The sequence below is a fragment of the Streptomyces sp. NPDC047108 genome, assembly GCF_040643575.1.
Classification (GTDB): Bacteria; Actinomycetota; Actinomycetes; order Streptomycetales; family Streptomycetaceae; genus Streptomyces.
On sequence record NZ_JBEYUP010000001.1, the window covers coordinates 873914 to 886651 of the forward strand.

At 72.0% G+C, this 12738-nt stretch carries 15 protein-coding genes; 7 read left to right on the plus strand and 8 right to left on the minus strand.

Features of this window, described 5'->3' with window-relative positions:
• Positions 1-61 precede the first annotated feature (61 nt).
• Entirely contained in the window at positions 62-697 is a 636-nt protein-coding gene (locus ABZ822_RS03860) for a PepSY domain-containing protein (RefSeq protein WP_360846393.1), read from the minus strand.
• A gap of 126 nt (positions 698-823) precedes the next feature.
• On the opposite strand from ABZ822_RS03860, the gene ABZ822_RS03865 reads away from it, so the two are divergent.
• Together ABZ822_RS03865 and ABZ822_RS03870 are read left to right on the plus strand one after the other, a co-directional pair.
• Entirely contained in the window at positions 824-1489 is a 666-nt protein-coding gene (locus ABZ822_RS03865) for a response regulator transcription factor (protein WP_360846395.1), read from the plus strand.
• Positions 1482-3140, plus strand: coding sequence for a HAMP domain-containing sensor histidine kinase (locus tag ABZ822_RS03870; protein WP_360846397.1), 1659 nt, complete (start codon positions 1482-1484; stop codon positions 3138-3140). The genes ABZ822_RS03865 and ABZ822_RS03870 overlap by 8 nt, the downstream gene beginning before the upstream one ends.
• Positions 3141-3242: 102 nt before the next feature.
• On the opposite strand, the gene ABZ822_RS03875 is transcribed toward ABZ822_RS03870, so the two are convergent.
• The 4 genes from ABZ822_RS03875 to ABZ822_RS03890 all read right to left on the minus strand — a co-directional run bounded on the left by ABZ822_RS03875 (position 3243) and on the right by ABZ822_RS03890 (position 5893).
• Positions 3243-3719: a MarR family transcriptional regulator gene (locus tag ABZ822_RS03875; protein WP_360846399.1), complete on the minus strand. Its 477-nt coding sequence runs from the start codon at positions 3717-3719 to the stop codon at positions 3243-3245.
• 121 nt (positions 3720-3840) lie between these two features.
• Positions 3841-4623: an AIM24 family protein gene (locus ABZ822_RS03880; RefSeq protein WP_360846401.1), complete on the minus strand. Its 783-nt coding sequence runs from the start codon at positions 4621-4623 to the stop codon at positions 3841-3843.
• Positions 4620-5270, minus strand: a complete 651-nt coding sequence (locus ABZ822_RS03885) for an AIM24 family protein (RefSeq protein ID WP_360846403.1) — start codon at positions 5268-5270, stop codon at positions 4620-4622. Before ABZ822_RS03885 ends, ABZ822_RS03880 begins: the two co-directional genes overlap by 4 nt.
• Entirely contained in the window at positions 5270-5893 is a 624-nt protein-coding gene (locus ABZ822_RS03890) for an AIM24 family protein (protein ID WP_360847033.1), read from the minus strand. The genes ABZ822_RS03885 and ABZ822_RS03890 overlap by 1 nt, the downstream gene beginning before the upstream one ends.
• 109 nt (positions 5894-6002) lie before the next feature.
• Between ABZ822_RS03890 and ABZ822_RS03895 the strand changes: the two genes are divergently transcribed.
• Both ABZ822_RS03895 and ABZ822_RS03900 read left to right on the plus strand, forming a co-directional pair.
• Positions 6003-6347 (plus strand): DUF3817 domain-containing protein, encoded by a 345-nt coding sequence (locus ABZ822_RS03895; RefSeq protein WP_360846405.1) that lies wholly within the window; start codon positions 6003-6005, stop codon positions 6345-6347.
• On the plus strand, positions 6344-6652 hold the full coding sequence (locus tag ABZ822_RS03900; protein WP_360846407.1) for an MTH1187 family thiamine-binding protein: 309 nt from the start codon (positions 6344-6346) through the stop codon (positions 6650-6652). Before ABZ822_RS03895 ends, ABZ822_RS03900 begins: the two co-directional genes overlap by 4 nt.
• A 25-nt stretch (positions 6653-6677) precedes the next feature.
• Here ABZ822_RS03900 and ABZ822_RS03905 read toward each other — a convergent pair whose 3' ends face one another.
• Complete coding sequence (locus ABZ822_RS03905; protein ID WP_360846409.1) at positions 6678-7700, minus strand: winged helix-turn-helix domain-containing protein; 1023 nt, start codon at positions 7698-7700, stop codon at positions 6678-6680.
• 166 nt (positions 7701-7866) lie between these two features.
• On the opposite strand from ABZ822_RS03905, the gene ABZ822_RS03910 reads away from it, so the two are divergent.
• The 3 genes from ABZ822_RS03910 (at position 7867) to ABZ822_RS03920 (ending at position 10557) form a co-directional block, all read left to right on the plus strand.
• The gene (locus ABZ822_RS03910; protein ID WP_360846411.1) at positions 7867-8376 is read left to right on the plus strand and encodes a MarR family transcriptional regulator; all 510 of its coding nucleotides are present in this window, start codon (positions 7867-7869) and stop codon (positions 8374-8376) included.
• 70 nt (positions 8377-8446) lie between these two features.
• Positions 8447-8779, plus strand: coding sequence for a DUF3817 domain-containing protein (locus tag ABZ822_RS03915; protein WP_360846413.1), 333 nt, complete (start codon positions 8447-8449; stop codon positions 8777-8779).
• A 74-nt stretch (positions 8780-8853) separates the two neighbouring features.
• Complete coding sequence (locus ABZ822_RS03920) at positions 8854-10557, plus strand: methylmalonyl-CoA mutase family protein (RefSeq protein WP_360846415.1); 1704 nt, start codon at positions 8854-8856, stop codon at positions 10555-10557.
• A 91-nt stretch (positions 10558-10648) separates the two neighbouring features.
• On the opposite strand, the gene ABZ822_RS03925 is transcribed toward ABZ822_RS03920, so the two are convergent.
• Together ABZ822_RS03925 and ABZ822_RS03930 are read right to left on the minus strand one after the other, a co-directional pair.
• Entirely contained in the window at positions 10649-12046 is a 1398-nt protein-coding gene (locus tag ABZ822_RS03925; protein WP_360846417.1) for a HAMP domain-containing sensor histidine kinase, read from the minus strand.
• Positions 12043-12735 (minus strand): response regulator transcription factor, encoded by a 693-nt coding sequence (locus ABZ822_RS03930; RefSeq protein WP_360846419.1) that lies wholly within the window; start codon positions 12733-12735, stop codon positions 12043-12045. Before ABZ822_RS03930 ends, ABZ822_RS03925 begins: the two co-directional genes overlap by 4 nt.
• Positions 12736-12738: the final 3 nt, after the last annotated feature.

The window sequence follows — 12738 nt, forward strand, 5'->3', positions numbered from 1 at the left end:
GGGCCGCTCCTTCGCGGCGCCGGGCCCGTTCGTGCGCGCGGGGGACGTGCGCCGTGGACGGTCAGTCGTCCTGGCCGCGGTCGTCGTCCCGGTCCTCGCGCTCGTTCCGGTCGTCGGCGTCGTCGTCACCGTTCCGGTCGTCGCGGTCGTCCCGGTCGTCGGCACGGTCGTCGTCACCGTCACGGTCGTCCCGGTCGTCCGCCTCCGCCGGTCCCTGGGTGACCTTGCCGGTCTTCAGGTCGACGCGGACGTCGTGCTCCTTGCCGTCCTGGCCCTGGACCTCGAGGTCCCAGGCGTAGGCCGGGCCGTCGTCCTCCAGGTCGACCGAGGTGACCGTGCCGGGGACGGCCTTCAGCGCGGCGTCGACGGCCTCGGCGGCGTCCGTCCTGGCGCTCTTGGCGGCCTCGATCTCACGGGCGTCGTCGCGGCCGTTGTCGTCCTGGCCGTTGTCGTCGCGGTCGTCCCTGGCGTCGTCGGCGTCGTCCCGCCGGTCGTCGCGGTCGTCCCGGTCGTTCCGGTCGTCGTCCCGGTCGTCACCGCGGTCGTCCCGGTCGTCGTCGGCGACCTGCAGGCTCGCGGCGGACTGCTGCTGCGCAGCCGTCGCGCCGCCGTCGCCCGAGACCGCGAGGGCGCTGGCCGTACCACCCGTGACGAGTGCGGCGGCGGTGACGGTGGCGATCACGATGTTGCGCTTCATGAGGTTCCTCCCCTATCGGGTGAATCGCGGTTGCTTGCGATGGGAACCACCGTGCCGAACCGAGGCTGAAGCCAGGCTGAAGACGTCTGAAGGTTTCTTCAGGAACGGTCTGCGACTCTGGGCGTCATGCGTTTGCTGATAGTCGAGGACGAGAAGCGGCTCGCCCTGTCGCTGGCCCGCGGGCTCGAGGCGGAGGGCTTCGCCGTCGATGTGGTGCACGACGGCACGGAGGGGCTGCATCGCGCGAGCGAGGGCGAGTACGACCTGATCGTCCTCGACATCATGCTGCCGGGGATGAACGGCTACCGGGTGTGCGCGGCGCTGCGCGCCGCCGGCAGCGAGGTGCCGGTCCTGATGCTCACGGCGAAGGACGGCGAGTACGACGAGGCCGAGGGCCTGGACACCGGCGCGGACGACTATCTGACCAAGCCGTTCAGCTACGTGGTGCTCCTCGCCCGGGTGCGGGCCCTGCTGCGCCGCCGCGCCCGTACGGCCTCCCCGGTTCTCACGATCGGCGAGCTGAGCGTGGACACCGCGGCCCGGCGCGTGACCCGCGAGGACACCGAAGTCGCGCTGACCGCCAAGGAGTTCTCCGTACTGGAGCATCTCGCCCTGCGCGCGGGCGAAGTGGTCTCCAAGTCCGAGATCCTCGAACACGTCTGGGACTTCGCCTACGACGGGGACCCCAACATCGTCGAGGTCTACATCAGCGCGCTGCGGCGCAAGCTGGGCGCGCAGACGATCGGCACCGTGCGCGGCGCCGGATACCGGCTGGTGGCCGACCGTGCGTAGGGTCTTCGGAACCGTACGCTCCCGCGCGGCGCTCGGCGCCACCGCGGTGGTCGCGCTGGCGCTGGTCGCCGCGGGCATCGCCGTCCTGATGGTGCTGCAGGGCAATCTCGACGGGCAGGTCAGCCTGCGGGCGGAGGTGAAGGCCCGGGAGGTCGCGGGGAAGCTCGCCTCGGGCACCACGTACGACAAGCTCGACCTCCCCGACGCCGACGAGAGCGTGGTCGAGGTCCTCGACGAACGCGGGCGGCCGCTCGCGGTGAGCGAGGGGCTCGGCGCCGTCAACGGCCAGAAAGCCCGCCCCGCGCCCCCGGGTGGGAACGAGAACCGCGCGCGGACCCCGGCGGACGACCGGGACGACCGCGAGGACCAGGAGGCGGACGACCGCGACGACCCCGGCGATGCCACCGAGGACCTCGAGGACAGCGAAGACAGCGACCCCGAGCCCCGGAAGATCTCGGACGACGCGCACATCAGCAGCGGCACCGCCACGGTGGAGGGGAGGACGAGCGACTACCGCTTCGCCTCCGTCGAGGCGACCTCGCCCGACCGCACGACCGTGACCGTCCGCGCCGGTGCGCCGCTCGCCCCCGAGCGGGAGATCGTCGGCGTCGTACGCAACGCCATGCTCATCGGCCTGCCCCTCCTGCTGGTGGTCGTCGCGGGTGTGACCTGGCTCGTCACCCGGCGGGCCCTGCGCCCCGTGGAGGGCATCCGCGGCGAGATGGCGGCGATCACCGCCTCCACGGACCTGTCCCGGCGGGTGCCCGAGCCGCAGGCACGCGACGAGATCGCGCGCCTGGCCCGTACGACCAACGAGACGCTGGCGGCGCTGGAGGCCGCGGTGGAACGGCAGCGGCGCTTCGTCGCCGACGCCTCGCACGAGCTGCGCAGCCCCATCGCGAGCCTGCGCACCCAGCTCGAAGTGGGCGTCGCGCACCCGGAGTTGCTCGATGTGGGCGGCGCGGTCGCGGACACCGTACGGCTGCAGCAGCTCGCCGCCGACCTGCTGCTCCTGGCCCGCCTCGACGCGGGGGAGGGGCCCAAGGCGGGCAGCAGGGTCGAACTGGCCGCGATGGTGCGGAAGGAGCTGGCCCAGCGGCACTGCGACCGGTTCCCGGTGGCCGCCGAGCTCGGCGCGCGGCCGGTGGAGGTGGCGGGTTCGCGCGGCCAGTTGGCGCGTGTGCTGGGCAATCTCGTCGACAACGCGCAGCGGCACGCCGCCGGCGAGGTGCGCGTCACGCTGCGGTCGGAGGGCGGCTGCGCGATCCTGGAGGTGGCCGACGACGGGGCGGGTGTGCCTCAGGCCGAACGGGAGCGGATCTTCGAGCGGTTCGTGCGCCTGGACGACGCGCGCAGTCGCGACGACGGAGGCGCCGGTCTGGGCCTGGCCATCGCCCGTGACGTGGCCGAACGGCACGGGGGGACGCTGACGGTGGGCGAGGCGCGCACGGGCGGGGCGGCGTTCGCGCTGCGCCTCCCGGTGGCGTCTCCGGCGGGCGCGACCCGGGGAACGGGCGCGACGGCGCTGCGTGCGACGGGGACGCGGGAGGCGGCGAAGCCGGGCCCGGCAGATGCGACGGGTGCGACGGGGGCTGCGGGTTCGGCGGGTTCGGAGGAAGGACTCCGCGCCGGCGGCCGGCCGGGCTCGTAGGAACGGAGCCGGCCGGGTGCGTCGGGGCCGCTCGTACGTCAGCGGTCCCGGCGTCTGCGTGGCACTGTGCCTGCGACGGTGTGTACGCGAAGAACGGCGCGCCTAGGCGCGGCCGCGCTGGGTACGCAGATGCTCGGCGACCGGGGTCAGCGAGGTGCGCAGCGCCTCGAGTTCCTCGGCCGGCAGCAGGTCGATGAAGTGCCGGCGAACCGACTCGACATGGTGCGGCGCGACCTTCCGCATGGTCTCGGAGCCCAGGTCGGTGAGGACCGCGTACAGGCCCCGGCGGTCCGATTCGCAGTGCTCACGGCGGACCAGACCCGCGTTCTCCATCCGCGTGATCTGATGGGAGAGGCGGCTCTTGGACTGGAGCGTGGCGGCGGCGAGGTCGCTCATCCGCATCCGCAGCTCCTCGGACTCGGACAGGTTCACCAGGATCTCGTAGTCGTTGTTCGTCAGGCCGAACGGCTGAAGATCCTTCTCGAGCTGGTGCATGAGTAGCTTGTTGACATCAAGGTGGGTACGCCAGGCCCGCTGCTCCTGGTCGGTGAGCCAGCGGACATCCGTCTCGGTCTCCATAGAGTGATTCTACCTACAAAAGTTGAAATACGGACTATTGGCTGGTCAGGCAACGCCGTCCGTCCCCCCGAGACGCACGCGTGGGTGCACGCGTTCGACGTTACACTCCGCAGACTACCGCTCACAGCCCGAAACGGCGCTGGAGGCCCCCCAGGGATCCGGGGAGTTGAGGGAGTTGCTGTGACCCGGGCTGACCGGTGTGACCGCCCTGTCCTCCGCCGGGCACCCCGGCCTGGTGCGGCACGACCCCGGTGTCCTGCTCGGCCATCAGCACCTCGGTGGACTGCAGCAGGACCTGCCCGGCGCCGACGAACTCGAACTGGTGCTCCTCGCCCGAAGCCCCACCGACCCCCGTCAGCGCCCGCAGGCTGCCCAGCACGCCCCGCATGTAGTGGTGGTCGTAGTGATGGCAGGGCGAGGGGCAGTCGGCCCAGCCCACCAGCGCCTGCGGGTCGACGCGGACCGGCGGCTCGACGAACTCGACCGGCCCGTTGGACGCGGCCACGAACTTCCCCGTGCCGATGAGGGTGAGGAACCCCGGGATGATCGACTGCTTCAGGGACAACCCGGGCTGGAAGGCCAGCAGATTGCCGGAGCGGATGGTGAGGTTGCCGTCCTCGAGGTCGTAGGAGTTGACGTCGAAGGCCCGGTCGGCGAGCAGCATCTTGCCCTGGCCCTCGGCCACCACCCAGTCCTGGGCGTGCAGCGGGGAGTGGAAGTTGGCCGCGATCAGGCCGTCGAGGGCGCCGTGGCCGATGCCGTTGAAGTCGATCCGCCCGTAGTAGGCGATCATCTTCCCCTTCTGCAGGAACCACTGGCCCTTGAGGGCGACGCAGAAGGTGTACGCGTTGACGTTGTCGTCGACCGGCAGCGTGTGCGGGTCGTACACGGCGGGACCGGTCACAGCTTCTCCTCCGAGGCCTGGACGAACACGGCGCCGTTTCCGGACAGTTCGAGCTGGAAGGCCTCGCCGGATCCGCGCCCCACCATGTCGCGCCAGCCGAGCGCGGTGGACAGCTTGTTGCGGACGTCGCCGTGGTGCGCGACGTACGCCTGCGGGTCGACGTGGACCGGCCGCTGCGGGGTGACCGGCAGCTCGATGACCCCGCCGTGGGCCATCACGGCGACCGAGCCGTGGCCCTTGAGCGTGGTGGTGAACAGCCCCTGGCCGGTGACCTGTCCGCGCACCATGCCCATCACGCCCCCTTGTGAGCCCATGAACATCGTGCCCTGCTCCAGGGTGCCGTCGAAGGCCAGAAGCCGGTCGGCCTCCACGTAGAGGGTGTCGCCGGAGAGGTCGATGACCTGGATGTGGTGGCCGCCGTGGCCGAACATCACGGTGCCACTGCCCTCCACCGTCATCAGCGGGGTCGCCTCGCCCGCGACCCGCCGGCCGATCATCGAGGTCAGACCGCCCTGCCCGCCCTGCATGTTGGGGGTGAAGGTCACCTCGCCCTTGTACGCGAGCATGGCGCCGCGCTGGCTGAACATCCGCCGGCCGGGCACGATCCGCGCCTCGACCATCCTGGAGTTGATCTCCCGGAACGGCATCAGACCTCGCCCCCGACCGTGTTGCGCTCGCTGGGCTGCACGTAGACCAGCCCCTCGCCCTCGAAGCGGATCTGGAAGGACTCGCCCGAACCCTCGCCGATGAACGTGCGGAAGTTCACACCCGACTGGAAGTGCTGGCGCAGATTGCCGGTGTGCGCGATGTACGCCCCGGGGTCGACCTGGAGCGGGTACTGCGCGGAGACCCGGAGGACGACGGCCGGGCCGTCCGACATGATCGCCGCCTGGCCGGTGCCCTCGACGGTCGTGGTGAACAGCCCGTTGCCCTGGGAGGCGCCGCGCAGTCCGGTGAAGCTGGTCCCGGTGCGCAGACCGCCGTCCGTGCACAGCAGATTGCTGGCCTCGACGTACAGCGTCTCGCCGTTCAGGCTCACCAGGTTGATCTCGCTCGCGCGATCGGCGAAGAAGCAGGTGCCGCGGCCCTTCACCTCCATCACCGTGAGCTGTTCGCCGGTGAGCCGGCGGGTGACCATGCCGCGGAGCCCGTCACCGCCGCCGGACAACTTCTTGAACGCCATGTCGCCGTCGTACGCGATCATCGAGCCGTTCTTGGCCTTCACCGCGTCGCCGGCCATGTCGACGGCGAGCACTTTGCTGCCGTTCATCCGAAACTGAGCCACGCGCTGACGGTACCCGGGCGGAGGGTGCCCGCGGAGGGGCTGTCACAATGGATTCGCTTGTGCGTCCGTTCGCAAACTCGAAGAGGAATTGCCCGTGGACATCAAGACGGCTTCCGCCCTCCGCCGACTGCGCCTGGTCTCCGCCCCGGAGGCCGTGTCCTTCCTGCTGCTGCTGGTCTGCTCGGTCCTGAAGCGGACCACCGAGTTCAACGCGGTGCCCGTCATGGGCGCGATCCACGGCGTGCTGTTCATCCTGTACGTGATCTTCTGGCTCGACGCCTGGAACCGCACCAAGTGGAGCTTCGGTACCGCCGCCCTCTACTTCGTCCTCTCCGTCCTGCCCACCGGCGGTTTCTTCGCCGACCGGAAGCTGCGCCGTGAGGCCGAGGCGAGCGTGATCGCCGCCCGCGCCCGTCAGGAAGGCGTCGTCAACGCATGATCGTCGCCTTCTCGGTCACGCCGCTGGGCGTCGGCGAGGACGTGGGCGCGTATGTCGCCGACGCCGTGCGCGTGGTCCGCGAGTCCGGGCTGCCGAACCGTACGGACGCGATGTTCACCTCGGTGGAAGGTGAGTGGGACGAGGTGATGGACGTCGTGAAGCGCGCCGTCGCGGCGGTCGAGGCGAGCGCCGGCGGCCGGGTCTCGCTCGTCCTCAAGGCCGACATCAGGCCGGGCGTCACGGACGGGCTGGTCTCCAAGGTCGAGACGGTGGAGCGACACCTGTCGGAGCGGCCCGCGGACTGACGCGGGCCGTTCCGTGCCCCCGGGTTCAGGCCGCCTCCGCCAGCGCGATCCCCAGCGGCGTGCGCTCGTAGAGGACTTGGTGGCCGAAGCGGTAGGACGTCAGCAGGCCCGCCCCGCGCAGCGTCGAGAGATGCGCCGACACCGAGGACGGGGCGAGCCCCAGGCGCTGGGCGAGTGCGGTCGTCGTCGCGGGCTCGGCGAGCGCGGCCAGGACGGTCGCTCGGCCGCGGCCGAGGAGAGCGGCCAGAGCCTGGGGCGGGCCGCCGCCCGGTTCGGTCCAGAGCCCGCCTGTGCCGCGCGCCGGGTACACCACCGTCGCCGCCTCCGGGCGCGTGGTGCCGGGCGCGCGCTCCGGGGCGAATCCGCGCACCCCGTCCGGCCCGACGAAGATGCTGGGTACGAGAACCAGCCCCTCCCCGCCCGTGATCCGCGACTCCTCGACGCCCGGGCGGTCCTCGGGCTCGTCACGGACCGTGAGCGTCCCCCGCGACCAGGAGAGCCGCGGGTGCAGCTCGCCGACGAGGCGCTCGGGACCGCCGTCCGCCAGGTGCAGGGAGTGGAAGGCGATGTCCGCCTCCAGCAGGCCCCGCAGCCAGGGCCAGTCCGGGGAGACCAGGGCCCGCCAGGCAAGCTCCAGCAGATCCGCCAGCTCCCGGACCGTACGACCGGGGTCCTCCAGCAGGGCGCGGCCCAGCGCGGCGTCGGCGGCGCCCGGGGTCGCGGCAAGCGAGCGGGCCAGATCCTCGTACGCCCGGTCCGGAGGCGTGCTCCGGACCTGGGCCAGCTCGTCGTCGATCACGGAGAACGGCCCGCCGGGCGGAGGGCACAGGAAGGCCGGGGCGGGGCCGTGCCCGGGCATCAGCAGCCGCAGTGCCCGCAGATCCAGCCCGGCCGCGGCGGTCGCCATGCGTCGCAGCCACGGCAGATGGCGGCCGGGGCGCAGCGGGCGCCCGAGCATACGGACGGCTTCCCGCACCTCCCAGAGGGGGGAGACGGCGAACCGGCAGCGCAGCGGGTCACCGGCCGCGAAGCGGATGTGGATCGGCACCCGACGGCACCTCCCTTGGGGCCGGCCCTCCGGCCTGGCCCGAGAAACGTTGCGTCGCCGCGCATCTACCCAGCGGACATGCCGGGCATGTCTCCTTTGCTGCTCACGTGAATCCGCAGCGTGAGACGGGGCTGACCGCAGTGTGACCGGCCGCTAAGGTCGAAGCGTGCCGAAGCCGCTCAGCCTGCCCTTCGATCCCATCGCCCGGGCCGACGAACTCTGGAAGCAGCGATGGGGGTCGGTGCCGTCCATGGCGGCGATCACTTCGATCATGCGCGCCCACCAGATCCTGCTCGCGAACGTCGACGCGGTCGTCAAGCCGTACGGTCTGACCTTCGCCCGGTACGAGGCGCTGGTGCTCCTCACCTTCAGCAAGGCCGGCGAGCTGCCCATGTCGAAGATCGGCGAGCGCCTGATGGTGCATCCGACCTCGGTGACCAACACCGTGGACCGCCTGGTGAAGTCGGGCCTGGTCGACAAGCGGCCCAATCCGAACGACGGCCGCGGGACGCTGGCCTCCATCACCGAGAAGGGCCGCAAGGTCGTCGACGACGCGACGCGCGACCTGATGTCGATGGACTTCGGCCTCGGGGTGTACGACGCCGAGGAGTGCTCGGAGATCTTCGCGCTGCTGCGGCCCCTGCGGATCGCGGCCGAGGACTTCGAGGGCCAGTGATTCCGGGCCCCGACCGGGGTGCGGGGCCCGCCGGAGGGTCGCCGCGCACCGGCGGTTACGCTCGTGTGCCATGAAGAAGAGCGTGCTGACCCGCTACCGGGTGATGGCCTACGTCACCGCCGTCATGCTGCTGGTGCTGTGCACCTGCATGGTCTTCAAGTACGGATTCGATACGGGCGAGGACGTCACCTTCGTCGTCTCGCAGATCCACGGCCTGCTGTACATCGTCTACCTGGTCGTGACCTTCGATCTGGGGTCCAAGGTGAAGTGGGACTTCGGCCGGCTCGCCTGGGTGCTGCTGTCCGGGACGATTCCTTTCGCCGCCTTCTTCGTCGAGCCGAAGATCGCTGCCCAGGTGAAGCCGCTGGTCAGCGACGTGCCGGCGCGCCCCGTCAAGGCCTAGGACCACCGCCCCGCGGACGCTGCGGGGCGGGTTCCCGTCGACAATTACTAGGACGTCCTAGTAAATTCGATGGTATGGACGACGCCGACGCCATCGAAGAGGGCCGCCGCCGCTGGCAGGCCCGGTACGACGCCTCCCGTAAGCGGGACGCGGACTTCACCACGCTCTCCGGGGATCCCGTCGAGCCCGTCTACGGTCCGCCGCCCGGGAGCACCGTGCCGGGCTTCGAGCGGATCGGCTGGCCCGGGGAGTACCCGTACACCCGTGGCCTGCACGCCACCGGGTACCGCGGCCGCACCTGGACCATCCGCCAGTTCGCGGGCTTCGGCAACGCCGAGCAGACGAACGAGCGCTACAAGATGATCCTCGCCAACGGCGGCGGCGGGCTCAGCGTGGCCTTCGACATGCCGACGCTCATGGGCCGCGACTCCGACGACCCCCGCTCGCTCGGCGAGGTCGGCCACTGCGGTGTGGCCATCGACTCGGCCGCCGACATGGAGGTCCTCTTCAAGGACATCCCGCTCGGCGACGTCACCACGTCGATGACGATCAGCGGTCCCGCCGTGCCGGTCTTCTGCATGTACCTGGTGGCCGCCGAGCGCCAGGGCATCGACCCGGGCATCCTCAACGGCACCCTGCAGACCGACATCTTCAAGGAGTACATCGCGCAGAAGGAGTGGCTCTTCGAGCCCGAGCCCCATCTGCGTCTGATCGGCGACCTGATGGAGCACTGCACGCGTTCCATCCCCGCGTACAAGCCGCTCTCGGTCTCCGGCTACCACATCCGCGAAGCGGGTGCGACGGCCGCGCAGGAGCTGGCGTACACCCTCGCCGACGGCTTCGGGTACGTCGAGCTGGGCCTCTCCCGCGGCCTGGACGTCAACACCTTCGCCCCCGGCCTCTCCTTCTTCTTCGACGCGCACGTCGACTTCTTCGAGGAGATCGCCAAGTTCCGCGCGGCGCGCCGTATCTGGGCCCGCTGGATGCGCGAGGTCTACGGCGCCACCTCCGACAAGGCGCAGTGGCTGCGCTTCCACACCCAGACCGCGGGTGTCTCGCTGACCGCCCAGCAGCCGTACAACAACGTCGTACGGACCGCGGTCGAGGCGCTGGCCGCCGTCCTCGGCGGCACCAACTCCCTGCACACCAACGCCCTCGACGAGACCCTGGCCCTGCCCAGCGAGCAGGCCGCGGAGATCGCGCTGCGCACCCAGCAGGTGCTGATGGAGGAGACCGGCGTCGCGAACGTCGCGGACCCCCTCGGAGGCTCCTGGTACATCGAGGCGCTGACCGACCGCATCGAGGCCGACGCGGAGAAGATCTTCGACCGCATCAAGGAGCGGGGCCTGCGCGCCCACCCGGACGGCAAGCACCCGATCGGGCCGATCACCTCGGGCATCCTGCGCGGCATCGAGGACGGCTGGTTCACCGGCGAGATCGCCGAGTCCGCCTTCCAGTACCAGCAGTCCCTGGAGAAGGGCGACAAGCGGGTCGTGGGCGTCAACTGCCACACCGGCTCGGTCACCGGCGACCTGGAGATCCTCCGCGTCAGCCACGAGGTCGAGCGCGATCAGGTGCGTGTCCTCGCCGACCGCAAGGCCGCGCGCGAGGAGGACGCCGTACGCGGTGCCCTGGACGCGATGGTCGCCGCGGCCCGCGACGGCGGCAACATGATCGAACCGATGCTGAACGCCGTACGGGCCGAGGCCACCCTCGGCGAGATCTGCGGCGTGCTGCGCGACGAGTGGGGCGTCTACACCGAGCCCGCGGGCTTCTGACGGCTCCGTCCCTCCTCACCGGCTCCGGTGGCCCTCCCGGCCGCCGGAGCCGCTGTGCTGCGGGGCGGTCCGTGCGCCGGACGGGCCGGGGTCAGTCCCGGGCCGGGAAGCGGATGGTGAAGACCGCGCCTCCGCCCGGCGCCCGCCCGGCCTCCGGCTCCGCGCCGTGGGCCAGCGCGATACGCCGGACCATCGCGAGGCCGAGCCCCGAGCCCGGCAGCGCGCGGGCGGCGTCCGCGCGGTAGAAGCGGTCGAAGACGTAGGGCAGGTCAGCCTCCGCGACACCGGGCCCGTGGTCCCGTACGACGAGCCGCGGCGCTCCGCCCTCCACCGTCAGGGCCGTCTCGACCGGGCCGCCCGGCGGGCTGAACTTCGCCGCGTTGTCCAGGAGGTTGCCCAGCATCCGGCTCAGCCGGGACGGGACGCCCGGGACCGTCAGCCCGGACGCGTCCGGGGTGATCTCGAGGGTGAACGCGACCCCCGGCCAGTGCTCCCGCGCCGCCCCCACCCCGTACTCCAGCAGGCTCGCGAGCCGGACCTCCTCCAGGAGCGGCTGCGGCTCCTCGTCCCGCGCCAGTTCGATGAGGTCGCCGACCAGCTGCCCCACCTCGCGGAGCTGCCGCCCCAGCGCACCCGCCGCACGCTCGCGCTGCGCCGCGGTCAACCGGTCGCCGCGGGCGAGCAGTTCGGCGTTGGTGCGCAAGGCGGTCAGCGGGGTGCGCAGTTCGTGCGAGGCGTCCGCGACGAGCTGCCGCTGGGCGGCGACCGACTGCTCCAGCTCGCCCAGCATGGTGTTGAAGCTGCTCGCCAGCCGCGTCACCTCGTCCTCGCGCCCCGGCGGGCCGGGCGGCAGCTCGATGCGGTGCCGGGCGTCGCGCGTCGCCGCGATCCGCTCGGCGGTCGCGGTCAGCCGGGCGACCGGGGCGAGGCCGGTGCGCGAGACCCAGTAGCCCAGCCCGCCCGCCAGCAGCACGCCCGCGCCGCCGACGCCGCCCAGCAGCCAGGCGGCCCGCCGTACGCCGCGCTCGACGGTGTCGGCGCGCAGCGCCGCCTGGACCGCCCGGTCCCCGGTGACGCGCTGGGTGAGCACGCGCATCCGGTAGCCCTGGAAGCTGATGTCCTTGTATCCGGCGGCGCGGCGGCCCGCGGCCACGTCGCGGGCGCCCTGGGTGACCGGCAGCAGGTACGGGCGTCCGGGATCGTCGCCCCGATCCGCCGGGACGATCTGGACGCAGGCGGAGCCCAGGAAGCGGCACTCCCCGTGGACGACCCCAGGGCCGTTGTCGAGGGAGGTCCGGCCGACGGCCGTCACCGCCTGGCTGAGGCTGAGGTCGAGCTGACGGTTGAGCTCGTGCCGGATCACCACGAACGCGCCCGCGCACACGCCCACCACGACCATGGCCACCGCCGCCGCCGCGACCAGCGCGAGCCGGGTGCGCAGGGGACGGCGGCGGCGCCAGCGGGCACCGAGGGAACGGCGGGCGCTCACGCGAGGTCCAGCCGGTAGCCGATGCCGTGCACGGTGTGGACGAGGCGCGCTTCGCCGCCCGCCTCCAGCTTCCGGCGGAGGTAACCGACGTACACGGCCAGGGAGTTGGTGTCCGGGCCGAACGCCGCGCCCCACACCCGCTCCAGGATCAGTTCCCGGGGCAGCACCTGCCCGGGATGCGCGAGCAGCAGTTCCAGGAGTGCGAACTCGGTCCTGCTGAACTCCAGCCGCCGCCCGCCCCGAACGCCGGTGCGCGTGGCCGGGTCCACGACGAGGTCGGAGAAGGAGGTCGCGGTGGGCTCCTCGGAGGCGTCCGGGGCCGCGCGTCGCAGCAGGGCCCGTACGCGCGCGGTCAGTTCGTCCAGCGCGAAGGGTTTGACGAGGTAGTCGTCGGCTCCGGCGTCGAGCCCGTCGACGCGTTCGCTCACCGCGTCCAGCGCGGTCAGGACGAGGACGGGCGTACGGTCGCCCAGTCCGCGCAGCCGGCGGCACACCGCCAGCCCGTCGAGCACGGGCATGAGCACATCGAGCACGAGCGCGTCCGGCTGCCACTCGGCCACGGCGCTCAGCGCGCCCAGGCCGTCGGACACACCGCGGACGGTGAAGCCCTCGATCGCCAGGCCGTCCTCGACCGCGGCCCGCACCTCCGGGTCGTCGTCCACGACGAGGATCCGTGCCCCGCCGGCCACGCC